The 15,871-nt window shown below is 73.9% G+C and carries 17 protein-coding genes; 9 read left to right on the forward strand and 8 right to left on the reverse strand.

Annotated elements, in window-relative coordinates; translation table 11 throughout:
* Nucleotides 1-21: 21 nt before the first annotated feature.
* The 3 genes from ilvC (at nt 22) to ACYU8I_RS16035 (ending at nt 2,135) form a co-directional block, all read left to right on the forward strand.
* A complete protein-coding gene (gene ilvC / locus ACYU8I_RS16025) occupies nt 22-1,050 on the forward strand; it encodes a ketol-acid reductoisomerase (RefSeq protein ID WP_460842707.1) in 1,029 nt (342 codons plus the stop codon).
* Nucleotides 1,051-1,221: 171 nt separating this feature from the next.
* On the forward strand, nt 1,222-1,776 hold the full coding sequence (locus ACYU8I_RS16030; RefSeq protein ID WP_460842751.1) for a rhomboid family intramembrane serine protease: 555 nt from the start codon (nt 1,222-1,224) through the stop codon (nt 1,774-1,776).
* Nucleotides 1,773-2,135 (forward strand): DNA polymerase ligase N-terminal domain-containing protein, encoded by a 363-nt coding sequence (locus ACYU8I_RS16035; RefSeq protein WP_460842710.1) that lies wholly within the window; start codon nt 1,773-1,775, stop codon nt 2,133-2,135. Before ACYU8I_RS16030 ends, ACYU8I_RS16035 begins: the two co-directional genes overlap by 4 nt.
* Here ACYU8I_RS16035 and ACYU8I_RS16040 read toward each other — a convergent pair.
* The 3 genes from ACYU8I_RS16040 to ACYU8I_RS16050 all read right to left on the reverse strand — a co-directional run bounded on the left by ACYU8I_RS16040 (nt 2,128) and on the right by ACYU8I_RS16050 (nt 4,467).
* Nucleotides 2,128-2,931 carry an ABC transporter permease gene (locus ACYU8I_RS16040; RefSeq protein WP_460842713.1) on the reverse strand — a complete coding sequence of 268 codons (804 nt, stop codon included), beginning with the start codon at nt 2,929-2,931 and terminating at the stop codon, nt 2,128-2,130. The genes ACYU8I_RS16035 and ACYU8I_RS16040 overlap by 8 nt on opposite strands.
* Nucleotides 2,928-3,827, reverse strand: a complete 900-nt coding sequence (locus ACYU8I_RS16045; protein ID WP_460842715.1) for an ABC transporter ATP-binding protein — start codon at nt 3,825-3,827, stop codon at nt 2,928-2,930. The genes ACYU8I_RS16040 and ACYU8I_RS16045 overlap by 4 nt, the downstream gene beginning before the upstream one ends.
* Nucleotides 3,828-3,951: 124 nt before the next feature.
* Nucleotides 3,952-4,467 carry a GNAT family N-acetyltransferase gene (locus ACYU8I_RS16050; RefSeq protein ID WP_460842717.1) on the reverse strand — a complete coding sequence of 172 codons (516 nt, stop codon included), beginning with the start codon at nt 4,465-4,467 and terminating at the stop codon, nt 3,952-3,954.
* 151 nt (nt 4,468-4,618) lie between these two features.
* On the opposite strand from ACYU8I_RS16050, the gene ACYU8I_RS16055 reads away from it, so the two are divergent.
* From ACYU8I_RS16055 to serA, 3 genes are read left to right on the forward strand one after another with little or no spacing between them, the layout of a single operon-like run.
* Entirely contained in the window at nt 4,619-5,323 is a 705-nt protein-coding gene (locus ACYU8I_RS16055; RefSeq protein WP_460842719.1) for a DsbA family oxidoreductase, read from the forward strand.
* Between the two features lie 24 nt (nt 5,324-5,347).
* Nucleotides 5,348-5,821 carry an MSMEG_6728 family protein gene (locus tag ACYU8I_RS16060; protein WP_460842721.1) on the forward strand — a complete coding sequence of 158 codons (474 nt, stop codon included), beginning with the start codon at nt 5,348-5,350 and terminating at the stop codon, nt 5,819-5,821.
* Between the two features lie 58 nt (nt 5,822-5,879).
* Complete coding sequence (gene serA, locus ACYU8I_RS16065) at nt 5,880-7,469, forward strand: phosphoglycerate dehydrogenase (RefSeq protein WP_460842723.1); 1,590 nt, start codon at nt 5,880-5,882, stop codon at nt 7,467-7,469.
* Between the two features lie 134 nt (nt 7,470-7,603).
* Here serA and ACYU8I_RS16070 read toward each other — a convergent pair whose 3' ends face one another.
* From ACYU8I_RS16070 to yczR, 4 genes are all read right to left on the reverse strand, one after another.
* Entirely contained in the window at nt 7,604-9,286 is a 1,683-nt protein-coding gene (locus tag ACYU8I_RS16070) for an alkaline phosphatase D family protein (RefSeq protein ID WP_460842725.1), read from the reverse strand.
* A gap of 212 nt (nt 9,287-9,498) precedes the next feature.
* Nucleotides 9,499-10,515: a 1-aminocyclopropane-1-carboxylate deaminase gene (locus ACYU8I_RS16075; protein WP_460842727.1), complete on the reverse strand. Its 1,017-nt coding sequence runs from the start codon at nt 10,513-10,515 to the stop codon at nt 9,499-9,501.
* A 36-nt stretch (nt 10,516-10,551) separates the two neighbouring features.
* A complete protein-coding gene (locus ACYU8I_RS16080; RefSeq protein WP_460842729.1) occupies nt 10,552-11,196 on the reverse strand; it encodes a GntR family transcriptional regulator in 645 nt (214 codons plus the stop codon).
* A gap of 123 nt (nt 11,197-11,319) precedes the next feature.
* Complete coding sequence (yczR, locus tag ACYU8I_RS16085; RefSeq protein ID WP_460842732.1) at nt 11,320-12,741, reverse strand: MocR-like transcription factor YczR; 1,422 nt, start codon at nt 12,739-12,741, stop codon at nt 11,320-11,322.
* 61 nt (nt 12,742-12,802) lie between these two features.
* On the opposite strand from yczR, the gene yczE reads away from it, so the two are divergent.
* Entirely contained in the window at nt 12,803-13,474 is a 672-nt protein-coding gene (gene yczE, locus ACYU8I_RS16090; RefSeq protein ID WP_460842736.1) for a membrane protein YczE, read from the forward strand.
* Here the strand turns inward: yczE and ACYU8I_RS16095 are convergent.
* A complete protein-coding gene (locus ACYU8I_RS16095) occupies nt 13,471-14,037 on the reverse strand; it encodes an O-methyltransferase (protein WP_460842737.1) in 567 nt (188 codons plus the stop codon). The two genes, yczE and ACYU8I_RS16095, sit on opposite strands and share 4 nt — an antisense overlap.
* A 387-nt stretch (nt 14,038-14,424) precedes the next feature.
* Between ACYU8I_RS16095 and ACYU8I_RS16100 the strand changes: the two genes are divergently transcribed.
* Both ACYU8I_RS16100 and ACYU8I_RS16105 read left to right on the forward strand, forming a co-directional pair.
* Nucleotides 14,425-14,559 (forward strand): hypothetical protein, encoded by a 135-nt coding sequence (locus tag ACYU8I_RS16100; protein WP_460842739.1) that lies wholly within the window; start codon nt 14,425-14,427, stop codon nt 14,557-14,559.
* A gap of 10 nt (nt 14,560-14,569) precedes the next feature.
* Nucleotides 14,570-15,679: a 3-isopropylmalate dehydrogenase gene (locus ACYU8I_RS16105; RefSeq protein WP_460842743.1), complete on the forward strand. Its 1,110-nt coding sequence runs from the start codon at nt 14,570-14,572 to the stop codon at nt 15,677-15,679.
* Nucleotides 15,680-15,871: the final 192 nt, after the last annotated feature.

The following is a 15,871-nucleotide window of genomic DNA, read 5'->3' on the forward strand; positions in this document are numbered from 1 at the left end:
CAACCGAAGGAGAAGCCCACCGTGGCTGAGATGTTCTACGACGACGACGCCGACCTGTCCCTGATCCAGGGCAAGAACGTGGCCGTCATCGGCTACGGCTCGCAGGGCCACGCCCACGCGCTCTCGCTGCGCGACAGCGGCGTGGACGTGCGCATCGGCCTGCAGCCCGGCTCCAAGAGCCGCGCCAAGGCCGAGGCCGAGGGCCTGCGCGTCGTCACCCCCGCCGAGGCGGCCGAGGAGTCCGACGTCATCGTCATCCTCGCCCCCGACCAGCACCAGCGGACGCTGTACGCCGAGGAGATCGAGCCGCAGCTCGCGCCCGGCGACACCCTGGTCTTCGGCCACGGCTTCAACATCCGTTTCGGCTTCATCACCCCGCCCGAGGGCGTCGACGTCTTCATGGTCGCCCCCAAGGGCCCCGGCCACCTGGTGCGCCGCGAGTACGTCGACGGCCGCGGCGTGCCCGTCCTCGTCGCGGTCGAGGCCGACGCCTCGGGCAACGCCTGGCCGCTCGCGCTGTCGTACGCCAAGGGCATCGGCGGCCTGCGCGCCGGCGGCATCAAGACCACCTTCACCGAGGAGACCGAGACCGACCTCTTCGGCGAGCAGGCCGTGCTGTGCGGCGGCGCCTCGCAGCTGGTGCAGTACGGCTTCGAGGTGCTGACCGAGGCCGGCTACCAGCCCGAGGTCGCCTACTTCGAGTGCCTGCACGAGCTCAAGCTCATCGTCGACCTGATGTACGAGGGCGGCATCGCCAAGCAGCGCTGGTCGGTCTCCGACACCGCCGAGTTCGGCGACTACGTCTCCGGCCCCCGCGTCATCACCCCCGAGGTGAAGCAGAACATGGAGGGCGTGCTCGAGGACATCAAGAACGGCTCCTTCGCCGAGCGCTTCATCTCCGACATGGACAACGGCTCGCCGGAGTTCACGGAGTTCCGCAAGAAGGGCGAGGCCCACCCGATCGAGTCGACCGGTCGCGAGCTGCGCAAGCTCATGGCATGGGTCAAGAGCCACGACTCCGACTACGTCGAGGGCACCTCCGCCCGCTGACCGTCCGCTGACGCACCAGTGCGGTGCTGCGCTGTCACCTGGTGGCAGCCCAGCACCGCACTGTCGCGTCAGCGGTTGGCCGGGCCCGCGACAATGGGCGCCATGAGCGCGCCGTACCTGCCCGACAGCCGCCGGCCCGGGCCCCCCGGCTTCTGGCGCTCGCTGGTCGTGATGCTCGGCGTCGTCGCGGTGATGTGGGTGCTCGAGGTGGTCGACCAGCTCAGCCGCGGCACGCTCGACGCCTACGGGATCGAGCCGCGCCGGCTCGACGACGCGTGGACCGTCTTCACGGCGCCGTGGCTGCACGGCAGCTTCAGCCACCTGGCGTCCAACGCGGTGCCGCTCGCGGTGCTGGGCGCCCTGGTGCTGATGGACGGCTGGCGCCGCTTCCTCGTCACCACCCTCGTCGTGGTGCTGGCCTCCGGCGCGTTCGTGTGGGTGGTCTCGCCGCCGCAGTCGATCACGCTCGGGGCCAGCGGCGTGGTCTTCGGCTACCTGCTTTACGTGCTGCTGCGCGGCGTCTTCACCCGCAGCCCCGGCCAGGTCGCGACCGGCGTGGTGATCTTCCTGGTCTACGGCAGCATCCTGTGGGGGGTCTTCCCGCAACAGGTGGGCGTCTCCTGGCAGGCGCACCTCGGCGGCGCCATCGGCGGCGTGCTGGCGGCCGTGCGCGCCGGTGACGACCGCCGCGAGCGTCGCGCGCTGGAGCAGCCGGCGCGGTGGTGAGGCCCGTCTTCGTGCTCCACGAGCACCACCGGCCCCACCACCACTACGACCTGCGCCTCGAGGAGGACGGTGTGCTGCGGTCGTGGGCGGTGCCGAAGGGGATGCCCACCGACCCCGCCCACGACCGGCTCGCGGTGGCGGTGGCCGACCACGACCTCGACCACGCGACGTACACCGACGAGCACAAGGCGATCGCCGACACCGGCTGGTGGGAGCTCGAGAGCCGCACCGAGCGTCGGTTCGTCTTCCGGCTCCACGGTCGTGACGGCGTACGCCGCTACGCCCTCGTCGACACCGGGCGCGGCGGGGAGACGAGCTGGCTCTTGCACCTGACGAAGGACCAGACGCTCGTCACGTGACCTCGGAGCGCAGCGTCAGCCAGGTGCCCAGCACGAGCGGCAGCACCAGCCACAGCAGGCCCGAGGTGGCGAGCTGCGCCCAGTCGGTGACGGTGAAGCCCCCCTCGAAGAGCGTGCTGGTCATCCACTGGAAGTCGACCCAGTCGCGCACGTCGGCGAACCACTGCTGGTAGGTCGCGAGCAGCGTGCCGACGGTCGGCAGCAGGAAGGTGTAGAGGAAGTACGTCACGACGGCGACGGGCGAGCTGCGCGTCACCAGGCCGATGACGAAGCCCATCGCGACCCCGATGACGTTGGCCAGCACGATCATCAGGTGCTGCTCGAGGGTCACGCCCCACACCGGGTCGGCCCCGGTCACGGCGGACCCGAGCAGCGTGGCCAGCGCCGCGATGCCGAAGCCCAGCGCCATCGACGCGGCCCCGACACCGAGGGCGCACAGACCCTTGGCGAGCACGACCCGGCCGCGCCGCGGCACCAGCGAGAAGGTCGTCAGGGCGCTGCGCTGGCTCCACTCGCTGGTCACGGACAGGATCGCGACGAGCGGCAGCACGATGGCCAGCGGGAAGCCGATGGCCTGGGCGAACGACCCGTAGGTCATCGCGGAGTCGGGTGCGACGAGCACGACCAGCACCGACGCCGTCACCGACAGCAGCACGATGCTGGCCATCAACCAGGCACCGGCGCGGGTGTCGAACATCTTGCGCAGCTCGACGGCGACGAGCCGGCCCAGCGGGACCGGCGCGAGCGTCGGCCGGCCCGGGGGAGCGGCCGGGACGGGTGTCGTCAGGGCGGTCATGCTGCTGCTCCTTCGCGCTGGGACGAGGCGGTGAGCTCGAGGAACATCTCCTCCAGGCCGGCGCTGTCGGCCGCGCGGAGCTCGCTGAGGGGCACGCCGGCGCGCAGCGCGAGCCGACCCACGTGCTCGGCGTCGTCCTGCACCAGGACGGTGCCGTCGGGGGTGACGGTGTGGGCCACGCCGGCGGCCGACAGGGCCGCGAGCAAGCCGGCGCGGTCACGCGCCCGGACGACGGTGCCGGCGCCTGCGAGCAGCTCGGCCTTGGTGCCCTGCGCGACGATCCGGCCGTTGCCGATGACGACGAGGTCGTCGGCCACCACCTCGACCTCGTGGAGCAGGTGCGACGACAGCAGCACGGTGCCGCCGTCGTCGGCGTACGAGCGGAGCAGGTCGCGCATCCACCGGATGCCGGCAGGGTCGAGGCCGTTGGCGGGCTCGTCGAGCACGAGCACCTGCGGGTCGCCGACCAGCGCGGTGGCGATGCCGAGCCGCTGCCGCATGCCGAGCGAGTAGCTGCGCACCCGACGGCACGACTCGTCGTCGGTCAGCCCGACCAGCGCGAGCATCGCGTCGACGCGCGAGCGCGGCAGGCCCATCGTGGCGGCGGCGACGCCGAGGGCCTCCCGGCCGGTGCGACCCGCGTGCTGCGCGGAGGCGTCGAGCAGCACCCCGACCTCGCGCCCGGGGTTGGGCAGGTCGACGAAGCGCCGCCCTCCCACGAGCGCCCGGCCCGACGTCGGCGGCGTGAGGCCTGTCAGCATGCGCAGCGTGGTCGACTTGCCGGCACCGTTGGGGCCGAGGAACCCGGTCACCCGGCCCGGGGCGGCCGCGAAGCCGACGTCGTCGACCGCCGTGAACCGGCCGTATCTCTTCGTGAGCGACTCGATCGTGATCATGGCCCGAGCGTCGTACGCCGCCGTGCCCCGGCACATCGGGGCGACCCCGCGGATCGACCCTGGTCCGACCCCTGCCCGGGTCAGGGCCGGGTCAGGGCCGGGTCAGGGCCCGCTCAGCACCGGATCAGGGGCGCGTCGCCCGGAAGACCCGCGAGCCCGAGCCGTACCACCGGTCGGTGACGCCGAGGTCGGTCATGCCGATGGCGCGGGCGACGGCCTGCGAGGGGTAGTTGTCGAGGTGGGTCAGCGCCCAGACCTCGTCGTGCACCCCGAGGCCGTGGGCGAGCACGGCGGCGGCCGCCTCGCGGGCGAGGCCTCCGCCGACGGAGTCGGGGTGCAGGTGCCACCCGACCTGCACGTCGGTCGAGCCGGGCAGGTGCACCAGCATCACCGAGCCGGCCACGACGCCGGTAGCGCGCACCTCCACCGCCCAGTGACCGAGCCCGGGCGTCAGCGCGACGCGGTTGTCGCGGGCGATCCGCTCTCGGGCCGCGTCGAGGTCGGCCAGCAGCACCGGGGGGCCGTCGCCGAGCCACCGCGTCACCTCGGGCCGGGAGTGGATGTCGAGCACCCGGGGTGCGTCGGCCTCGCGCCACCGGCGGAGGTCGAGCCGCTCGGTGGTGAGGAGGAGGTCGCTCACCGCGTGTCGACCGTCCAGGCCGGTCCGGGGCCGGCCGCGTGGCCGCGAAGGTCACGGACGGCGGTGGACGGGAGACGGGTCGGCTCGCTCACGACGACGAGCGTGGCACGGGGCCGGGAAGCAGTGGGTGAGCGGGAGCGTTGCAGGGGCCATGCAGATCGAGATCTGGTCCGACGTCGTGTGCCCCTGGTGCTACATCGGCACGCGGCGGCTGCAGACCGCCCTGGCCGACTTCCCCCACGCCGACGACGTCGAGGTCGTCTACCGCTCCTTCCAGCTCGACCCCGGTGCACCCACCGAGCCGACCGAGACGGTCGCCGAGTCGCTGGGCCGCAAGTACGGCGGCGGGCCGGCCGCGGGGCAGCAGATGATCGACCGCGTCGAGGCGGTCGCCGCCGAGGAGGGGCTGGTGTTCCGGCTCGGCCAGGCGCAGCGCGTCGGCACCGTCGACGCCCATCGGCTGCTGCACCTTGCCCTCGAGGACGGCCCCGCGACCCAGCGGGCGCTCAAGGAGGAGCTGCTGGCGGCGTACTTCACCCGCGCCGACAACGTCGCCGACCACGACGTGCTGCGGGCCGCCGCCGCGACCGTGGGGCTCGACGCAGCCCGGGTCGACGAGGTGCTGGCGGGCGACACGTACGCCGACGACGTCGAGGCCGACGTCCGGCAGGCCGCGGCGTACGGCGCGTCCGGGGTGCCGTTCTTCGTCGTCGACCAGAAGTACGGCGTCTCCGGCGCCCAGCCTGCCGACACGTTCCGCCAGGTGCTGCAGCGGGCCTGGGACGACAGCCACCCCACGCTGCAGACCGTCGGCGGCGACGCTGACGCCTGCGGTCCCGACGGCTGCGCGATCTAGCGAGGAGCGGGGTACTGCGGGCGGGTGGTGCAGACCTTCCTGCCGTACGCCGACTTCGAGGCCTCGGCGCGCGCGCTCGACGCCCGGCGGCTGGGCAAGCAGCGGGTCGAGTGCCTGCAGCTGGTGCGCGCGCTCACCGTGCCGGGCCACGGCTGGCGCCGGCACCCGGCCGCCCGGATGTGGCGCGGCCACCTCGAGGCGCTCGGGCGCTACGCCCTGACCTGCTGCGAGGTGTGGGTGGAGGAGGGCCGCGCCGACACCTGCGCCGCGAAGATCCTGGTCGACCTCGCCGGCGCGGGCGTCGACGAGGTCAGGACCCAGACCCACCTGGCCGAGGCCGCTGCGCTGCCGGGGTGGCTCGGCGACGAGGCGGTCCACCGGTCGCACCGCTCGGCGCTGGTGCGCAAGGACCCCGACCACTACGGGCCGATGTTCCCGGGAGTGCCCGACGACCTGCCGTACGTCTGGCCGGTCCCGCCCGACCCGCCCTCGGGCTAGAGTGGCGTCGTCGCACAGTGTCGTGCCGGCTCACCCGTCTCTCCTCACCAGGAGCACCGTGACCCAGCAGCACGCCCCGGTCGTCCTCGTCGCCGAGGAGCTCAGCCCGGCCACCGTCGCCGAGCTGCACGGCTTCGACGTACGCCGCTTCGACGGCGCCGACCGCGAGGCGCTGCTCGCCGCGCTGCCCGAGGCCGAGGCGCTCGTGGTGCGCTCGGAGACCCATGTCGACGCCGAGGCGCTGGCCGCGGCCCCGAGGCTGCGGGTGGTGGCGCGCGCGGGCGTGACCCTCGACCACATCGACGTGCGGGCGGCGACCCAGGCCGGGGTCATGGTGGTCAACGCCCCGTCGGCCAACCTCGTCAGCTGCGCCGAGCTCACGATCGGGCTGCTGCTGGCCGCCTGCCGCCGCATCCCCACCGCCCACGCCGCGCTGGTGCGCGGGGAGTGGTCGCGCTCCGAGCACGTGGGCGTGGAGCTCCACGGCAAGACCGTCGGCGTGCTGGGGCTCGGCCGGATCGGGGTGCTCGTCGCCCAGCGGCTCGCGGCCTTCGGCATGGAGGTCGTCGCCCACGACCCCTACGTGCAGGCCGGGCGCGCGGCGCAGATGGGCGTGCGAATGGTGGGGCTCGCCGAGCTCGTCTCCGTCAGCGACGTCATCACCGTGCACCTGCCCCGCACCGCCGAGACCGTCGGCCTCCTCGGCGCCGAGCAGCTCGCGCGCGCCAAGCCGGGGCTCGTCGTCGTCAACGCCGCCCGCGGCGGCATCGTCGACGAGGAGGCGCTGCACGACGCGCTCAAGAACGGCCGCGTCGCCGCCGCCGCGCTCGACGTGTGGACCCACGAGACGCCCCAGGACTCGCCCCTGCTCGAGCTCGACAACGTCGTCGCCACGCCCCACCTCGGCGCCAGCACCGTCGAGGCGCAGGAGAAGGCCGGCGTGGCGGCCGCCCGCTCGGTGCGTCTCGCGCTGGCCGGCGAGCTGGTGCCCGACGCGGTCAACGTGCAGGGTGGCTCGATCGCCGAGGACATCCGCCCCGGGATCCCGCTGGTCGAGAAGCTCGGCCGCATCTTCACCGCGCTGGCCGGCGGCGTCGCGCAGGCGCTCGACGTCGAGGTCCGCGGCGAGATCGTCGACCACGACGTCAAGGTGCTCGAGCTGGCGGCGCTCAAGGGCGTCTTCGTCGACGTGGCGGGCGAGCAGGTGTCGTACGTCAACGCACCCCTGCTGGCGGCCGAGCGCGGCCTCGAGGTGCGGCTGGTGACCGACCCCGAGAGCCCCGACCACCGCAACCTGATCACCCTGCGCGGCACCCTCGCCGACGGCTCGCAGGTCTCCGTCTCCGGCACCCTCGTCGGTCTCGCGCAGCGCGAGCGCCTCGTCGAGCTCGACGGGTTCGCCGTCGACCTCGAGATCGGCGACCACCTGGCGCTCTACCGCTACGAGGACCGCCCCGGCGTGGTCGGCGTGGTCGGGGGCATCCTCGGCGAGGCGGGCGTCAACATCGCCGGCATGCAGGTCTCCCGCGACCGCCGCGGCGGTCAGGCGCTGGTCGCCCTCGACGTCGACAGCGCCATCCCGACCGAGGTGGTCGAGCGGATCCGCACCGCCATCGACGCCGAGGCCGTCCAGACCATCGACCTGTAGGTCCGGCGCGCCGGCACTTTTCGAACGAAAAGCCCCCGACACGCCGGACCGCAGGGAGCGGATCGCTCGAGAAGTCGACCCGGCCCGGGCCGGAGGTGCTTTTCGAACGAAAAGCACCTCCGCGCGGCCGCCCGCTAGCGCCCGGTCTCCGCGGCGATGGTGTCGGCGATCTTCTGGGCGTCGGAGCGGGGCGCCTGCAGGGTCATCGCCGTCGGCAGCGGGGTGCTCGAGACCTGCTCGAGACCGCGCTGGCCGTCGGTGAGCCGGTACGTCGCCCGGGTGAACGCCGGCGCGCCCGGCTCGGTGACGACCGGGACGCAGCGGAAGTCGGCCTCGAGCGTCTCGGGGGTGATGCGGGTGCTGACGTAGCCGCGCAGGTTGGTCCAGAACCGCAGGGCCGGGTTGTACGCCGCCCACGGGTGCTGGTCGGTGGGCTCGTCGTATCCGTTGCCGCCGGAGGTGATGGACGAGCAGACCAGCTCGGAGGCGACCACCTCGGAGGTCGGGTCGTCGAAGTCCGCGAGCACGTCGGAGGCCCAGTGGGCGTGGACGTCGCCGGTCAGCACGACGGGGTTGCGCACGCCCCGTAGCCCCTCGACGACGCGGTCGCGCGAGGCGGGGTAGCCGTCCCACGAGTCCATCGACACGGTGACGTCGGGCGTGGCCGAGCGGTCGCGCCGGCTGAAGAAGACCTGCTGCCCGAGCACGTCCCAGCGGGCGCGCGACGACCCCAGGCCGCGGGCGAGCCACCGCTCCTGGGTCTCGCCGGGCAGCGACCGGGCGGGGTCGGCGGCCTCGGGGCAGTCCTGGTAGCCGTCGCCACACGCCTGGTCGTCGCGGTACCGCCGGGTGTCGAGCATGTGGAAGGCGGCGAGCCGGCCCCACCGCAGCCGGCGGTAGACCTGGATGTCCGGCCCGACCGGCACCGAGGTCCGGCGCAGCGGCATGTTCTCGTAGTAGGCCTGGAACGCCGCGGCCCGGCGGGCGGGCAGCAGCGGGCTCTCCTCGGGGTTCTCCGAGACGTCGTCGGCCCAGTTGTTGTCGACCTCGTGGTCGTCGAAGACCACCAGCCAAGGCGCCACCGCGTGGGCCGCCTGCAGGTCGGGGTCGGTGCGGTACTGCGCCAGCCGCTGCCGGTAGCCGGCGAGGGTGGTCGTCTCCGGGCCACGGTGGTCGCGCACGTTGCCGGTGGGGGAGACGTAGTCGTCGGCGCGGTACTCGTACTGGTAGTCGCCGAGGTGCAGCACCAGGTCGGGCTCGTCCTCGGCCAGCCGGCCGTAGGCGGTGAACCAGCCGTGCTCGTACTGGCTGCACGACGCGAACGCCATGGCGAGGCTGCTCGGCGTCGCGCCGTACGCCGGAGCGGTGCGGGTGCGTCCGACGGGGGAGACGTGGCGGCCCAGGCGGAAGCGGTAGAAGTACTCCCGGCCAGGACGCAGGCCCTCGACCTCGACGTGCACCGCGTGCGCGGCCGCAGCGTCCGCGCGGGCCGTGCCCGCACGGACGACGCGTGCGAACCGCGGGTCCTCGGCCACCTGCCAGCGCACCGGGTAGGTGCGGGCCGCCATGCCGCCGAGACCGTCGTCGGCGAGCGGGTCGACGGCGAGCCGGGTCCACAGGACGACCGAGTCGGGGAACGGGTCGCCGCTGGCGACACCGAGGGTGAAGGGGTCCCGCCGCGGCGTCGGGGCCGCGGCGGACGGTCGGGCGTCGAGCAGCGGCAGGGCCGTGGCGGTGGCGAGGGCACCCGTGGCGGCGCCGGCGCGCAGCACGGTGCGGCGGGTGGGGGAGGTCAGGGTGTCCCGAGAGAGGCGCATGCCCCGAGCACAGTGCCTGCGAACCGCCACGAGGCGACCCGCGGGTGAACTCTCGGGTCGTCGTCGGCCGGCCCGACCACGTCACCGCCCGAGCAGCCCGGAGCGCGTCGAGGTCGACGTCGGGCCGGTGCCGCGAGGCGCTGTCGGGCCCCATGACGTCTGGCCCCATGACATCCGACCCCGTCACGTCCGGCCCCGTCCCGTCGACGCGGTCAGGAGAAGACGCCGGAGTAGGCGTTCAGCGCCGGCTGCCCGCCCAGGTGGGCATACAGCACCGTCGACGACGCGGGGATCTCGCCGTCCTCGACCAGGTCGATGAGCCCCGCCATCGACTTCCCCTCGTAGACCGGGTCGATGATCATGCCCTCGAGCTCGCCGCTCAGGCGGATGGCGTCGATGGTCGACCGCACGGGGATGCCGTAGAGGTCACCGGCCCAGCCCTCGAGCACCGTGATCTCGTCGTCGCGCAGCTCGCGCCCGAGGCCGATGAGGTCGGCGGTGTGGCGCGCGATCCGCTCGACCTGGGCCCGGGTCTTCTCGAGCGTGGCCGACGCGTCGATGCCGATCACGCGTCGCGGCCGGTCGGAGCCGGCGAAGCCGGCGATCATGCCGGCGTGCGTCGAGCCGGTCACGGTGCACACCACGATGGTGTCGAAGAAGACACCGAGCTCGCGCTCCTGCTGCTCGACCTCGCGGGCCCAGTTGGCGAACCCGAGGCCGCCCAGGGGGTGCTCCGAGGCGCCGGCCGGGATGCCGTACGGCGTGCCGCCACCGGCGCGCACCTCCTCCATGGCGTCCTCCCAGGAGGAGCGGATGCCGATGTCGAAGCCGGACTGGTCGAGGCGCACGTCGGCGCCCATGATCCTCGAGAGCAGGATGTTGCCGACCTTGTCGTTGACGGCGTCGGGCCAGTCGACCCAGCGCTCCTGCACGAGCCGGGCCTTCAGCCCGAGCTTGGCCGCGACCGCCGCGACCTGGCGGGTGTGGTTGGACTGGTAGCCCCCGATCGACACCAGTGTGTCGGCGCCGCTGGCGAGGGCGTCCGGGACGATGTACTCGAGCTTGCGGGTCTTGTTGCCGCCGTAGGCGAGGCCGGAGTTGCAGTCCTCGCGCTTGGCCCACACCTCGGCGCCGCCGAGGTGCCGGGTGAGGCGGTCGAGGCGGTGCACGGGGCTGGGGCCGAAGAGCAGGGGGTAGCGCTCGAAGCTGTCGAGTCCGGGGAGCGTCACGGTCGAGTCCTTCTCTGGAGGGGGGTGGGGCGGCAGTCAGGCGGAGGGGCTGAGGGTCAGCCAGTTGGCGCGGGTGGTCGCGGCCGCCGCCTCGGCGTCGCCGCGCCGGGCGGCCTCGACGATGTCGCGGTGCTGGGACACCGAGGCGCGCCCGGCGAGCGTCGCGAAGCGGGCGCGCTCCATGCGGCGCAGCAGCGGCGTCACGTCGTCGAGCACGGCGATGACGGTCCGGTTGGCGCAGAGGTCGACGAAGACCTGGTGGAAGGCGGCGTCCGCGGCGATCGCGGCCTCGACCTCACCGCGGCGCAGGGCCGCGGTGAAGTCGTCGTTGGCGCGCTCCATGGCCTCGAGGTGGACGGGCCCCACGACAGGGACGGCCTCGCGGGCGGCCAGCTCGTGCAGCGTCGCGACGACGGACTGGGCCTCCACCGCCGCACGGTCGTCGAGCGGGCTGACGATCGTCGAGCTGCCCGGCCGCACCTGCACCAGGCCGGTCTGCTCCAGGCGACCCAGTGCCTCGCGGACCGGGGTGCGGCTGACGCCGAGCCACCGGCACAGGTCGGTGTCGTTGAGCCGCTCGCCCGGCTCGAGGGTGCCGTCGACGATGGCCTCGCGGAGCCGGGCGAAGACCCGGTCGCGCAGCAGCACCCGGGGCTCGCCGGCGGAGGAGGGAACGGGCATGCGCTGACCGTATGCGATATTTCGCATGCTGCATAGGCAGGGGAGGCGCAGAGTCTCGACCACGACCCGCGGCTCGACGTGCTGCGCAGCACCGACGACTGGTACGCCCGCTGAGGCTCGGGGTCAGGCGACCAGGGTCGGCGACGGTGCGCCGGGTCCGGCGGGGACGCCGTCGCGCACGTCGCGCCACGCCGCCGCGACCCGCGAGACGGCCTCGACCACGACGTCGGGCGGCAGCGCGAACGGGATCCGCAGGTGGCGCTCGAGCCCACCCTCCGGCGCGAAGGCAGGCCCCGGCGCCAGGGCGACCCCGTGGTGCAGCGCCCGGGCGACCAGGGTCGTCGAGCGCGGAGCCGGGAGCCGGCACCACAGCGACAGCCCGCCGGCCGGGTCGGCGACCTCCCAGTCGGGCAGCAGCTCGAGCAGGGCGGCGCGGGCGGCGTCGCGCGAGGCCCGCAGCGCCGTACGACGCTCGGCCAGGCCCGCCTCGCCCTGGCCGACGAGGTCGGCGGCGACGAGCTGCTCCAGCACGGGCGCGCCGAGGTCGAGCGAGAGCCGTGAGGCGACCACGGCGTCGAGCAGGTGCTCGGGCACCCGCACCCACCCGACCCGCAGGCCTCCCCACCACGGCTTGCTGGTGCTGCCCACCGAGACCGCGCCCGGCGCGTGCGCCGCCATCGGCGCGGGCATCGTGCGCCCGTCGAGCACGAGCGGTGCCATCGACTCGTCGACGACCGCCGTGGTGCGGGTGCGTCGCAGCGTGGCCGCCAGCCGCTCGCGCTCGTCGTCCTCGAGCAGCCGCCCGGTGGGGTTGTGGAAGTCGGGGATCAGGTACGCCGCCCGCGGCAGCACCTGCCGCAGCGTCGTGACCAGCGACTCGACGTCGGGGTCGGCGCCCAGCAGCCGCCCGCCGCTGCGCACCAGTGTCGCGATGGCGTTGGGGTAGGTCGGGTTCTCCACCACCACCCGGTCGCCGCTGCCGAGCAGCGCCCGCGCCGCGACGGCGACGCCGGCGAGCGCGCCGGGCACGACCACGACCTGCTCGGGGGACGTCGCCAGCCCGCGGGACGCGTAGTCGCGGGCCACCGCCTCCCGCAGCGCCGGCAGGCCGGAGGGGAAGTAGCCGGTGCCCGCCATGTGGGCGGGCAGCGCCTCCGCCGCCCGGCCGTACGCCGCCAGCACGCCCGGAGCCGGTGCCGCCGCGGCGCAGGTCAGGTCGATGACGCCGTCGCCCGCGTCGACGGGGGACAGCAGGTGGTCTCCGCGGTGGCCCCGGCCCGGCGGCAGCACGGTCACACTGCCGGAGCCCTGCCGGGAGACCACGAAGCCGTCGTCGCGCAGCGCGGCGTACGCCCGGGCCACGGTGGTGCGGCTGACGCCGAGCGCCGCGGTCAGCTCGCGCTCGCTGGGCAGCCGCACGCCGACCGGCACCCGGCCCTCCGTGACGAGCTCGGCGACGCGGGCGGCGAGACCGGCGTACGCCGGGTCGCGGTCGAAGTCGCCGACGAGGGCGGCGAGGCGGGTGGCCGCGATGACGCGAGGCATGCAGGCCAGTCAAGCACGATTGGCCATGTCGGAGAAGGCCAATGCGCGTCAGGATAGGTCCGTGTCCACGCACCTGGCCCCCCGCCCTCCCCGCACCCTGGCTGCCCTCGGCCCCGTCGAGCAGCTCCGAGCCGGTCGTCTCGGCCGCCGGCTCGTGCAGCTCTACCTCGGCCTCGCGCTGTACGGCATGACCCTCGCGATGGTGCTGCGCGCGACGCTCGGCAACGCCCCGTGGGACGTGCTCCACCAGGGCATGGCCCGCCACCTGCCGATGTCGGTCGGCACCGCGATCGTCGTGGCCAGCGGCCTGGTCCTGCTGCTGTGGGTGCCCCTGCGCGAGAAGCCCGGGGTGGGCACCGTCTCCAACGCCCTGGTCGTCGGCGTGGTCGCCGACCTGGCCCTGGCAGTGCTCGACGGCCCCGACGGGCTGCTGCCGCGGGCGCTGCTCCTGCTCGGTGGCGTCGGGCTCAACGCCGTCGCGACCGCGATGTACATCGGCGCCCAGCTCGGGCCCGGGCCGCGCGACGGCCTGATGACCGGCCTGCGCCGCCGCACCGGCCTGCCGCTCGGCCTCGTGCGCACCGGCATCGAGGGCAGCGTGGTCGTGCTCGGCGTGCTGCTCGGCGGCACCCTCGGGCTCGGCACCCTGCTCTACGCCCTGACGATCGGCCCGCTGACGCAGCTGCTGCTGCCGTGGTTCGTCGTCGAGCTGCCGGACCGGGACCGGGGCTAGCGCCGCGTCGCGATGAGCGCGGTGGCGTCGGGCGCCACCATCACCTCCGCGGCGGTGAAGCGGTCGTCGGAGAGCCAGCCCTCGCGCAGCACGTCGACGCGGCCGCTGGTGATGGGCGGCCACAGCTCGCACGGCACCAGGTCGTCGAGCACCACCACGCCGCCCGGCTCGACCAGGTCGGCCACGGCGTCGACACCGGCGTCCTGCGGCACCGAGGGGTCGAGGAAGAGCAGCGAGTAGGGCCCCTTGTCGCGCAGGGTCGACCAGTCGGCGGCGAGCACCTCGACCTGGGGGTCGTCGCGGAAGATCTCCTGGGCCGCCTCGGCCAGCCTGGGGTCGAGCTCGGCGGTGAGGATGTGGCCGCCCGAGCGCACGCCCGAGCGCAGCCAGGCGGTGCCGACGCCGCAACCCGTGCCGAACTCGGCGAGCACGCCGCTGCGGGTGGCCGCCAGCGTCGCCAGCAGCCGGCCGGTCTCGTTGCGGCAGAACGACACGTAGCCCGCCCGCCGCGAGACGTCGAAGGCCCGCGACACGATCTCCGGCAGCTCGGGGGGTGCGCTCACCGGTCCACCCTCTCAACTCCCGGTCACCGCGCACCGATCCGAGAATTCGTCTCGGATCCTGGGACACGCCGTCCGGGTGCTGGCCCGGCCCCCGGAACGCGGGGCTATCCTCGGCTCACCATGCGGAAGCAGTGCGTACTTATTCGCTGCCGTGGCGGGGCCTGACAGACAGGTCACCTCGCCGCGGAGCTCGGCGTACGCACGCCACACCAGGCCTGTCACCCTCCGCGAGCGAGACACAGCAGCACCACCCCTCGCTCTGGCGAACCTGGTCCTTCCGCGCGATCCGTGGCCTGAGAGCTCGTTCATCTCCTCGCGGCTTTCCTGCCGTCGTCCTCGACCTCCCCGAGGGACGGCGCCCGCTCACCACGCACCACCTCATTGGAGATGACCACGATGTACGACATGTATCCCGAGTGGGGCCCGGCCAAGCACGACCCCGAGCACCCCACCTCGTACGCCGCGCTGCAGGCCTCGCTCGACCTGCGGGACAACGGCGGACCGCGTCCTGACGACAACTAGCCTCGGCCGCATGACCGACGCCGCTGCCGCCACCAGCCCCGCCCCGGCCCACGAGGGCCCGATCCGTCTCGCCGTCATCCCCGGTGACGGCATCGGGCCCGAGGTGACCACCGAGGCGCTCAAGGTGCTCGAGCAGGCCGTCGCGTCGCACGCCCCGGGCACCAAGGTCGAGCCCACCCGCTACGACCTCGGCGCCGAGCGCTACCTCGCGACCGGCGAGGTGCTCCCCGAGGGCGTGCTCGCGGAGGTCCGCGAGCACGACGCGATCCTGCTCGGAGCGGTCGGCGGCAAGCCGGGCGACCCGGCCCTCCCGCCCGGCCTGCTCGAGCGCGGCCTGCTCCTCAGGCTGCGCTTCGAGCTCGACCACCACGTCAACCTGCGGCCGTCGCGCATCTACCCCGGCGCGACCTCGCCGCTCGCCCCTCACGTGCTCGCCGGCGGCGAGGTCGACTTCGTCGTCGTGCGCGAGGGCACCGAGGGGCCCTACACCGGCAACGGCGGCGCCCTGCGCGTGGGCACCCCCCACGAGGTCGCCACCGAGGTCTCGGTCAACACCGCCTTCGGCGTCGAGCGCGTCGTGCGTGACGCGTTCCGTCGTGCGGCCGCCCGCCGCGGGCGCCTGACGCTGGTCCACAAGACCAACGTGCTGGTGCACGCGGGCGCCGTGTGGTGGCGGCTGGTGCAGGAGGTGGCGCCGGAGTTCCCCGACGTCGAGGTCGACTACATGCACGTCGACGCGACGATGATCCATCTGGTCACCAACCCCGCCCGCTTCGACGTGATCGTCACCGACAACCTCTTCGGCGACATCGTCACCGACCTCGCCGCGGCCGTCACCGGGGGCATCGGCCTGGCCGCGAGCGGCAACGTCAACCCCGACCGCACCACGCCGAGCATGTTCGAGCCGGTCCACGGCTCCGCGCCCGACATCGCCGGCCAGGGCGTCGCCGACCCCACCGCGACGATCCTGTCCGCCGGCCTGCTGCTCGAGCACCTGGGCCTGACCGAGGCCGCCGGTGCCCTCGAGCGCGCAGTCGTCGACGACCTCGCGGCCCGCGGCGACGAGTTCGTCGTACGCACCTCGGCCGTCGGCGACTCCGTCGCCGCCCGCCTCGCCTGAGTCACAGCCGTCCCACGCGCCTCCTGATTACCCGCCTGAGCGGGTTTTCGGTGACTTGGTGACTGTTGCAACAGACGCCATGTCACCGATTACCCGGCTAGCTGTGATGTCCGGGGACGTTGTTTCGTGACACGGACCTGATGGTGCTGGAGAGGTGAAGGCCTCCGGTTGTGAAGTGGAGCTGTCTAAGGA

The organism is Nocardioides marmoraquaticus (assembly GCF_054777915.1).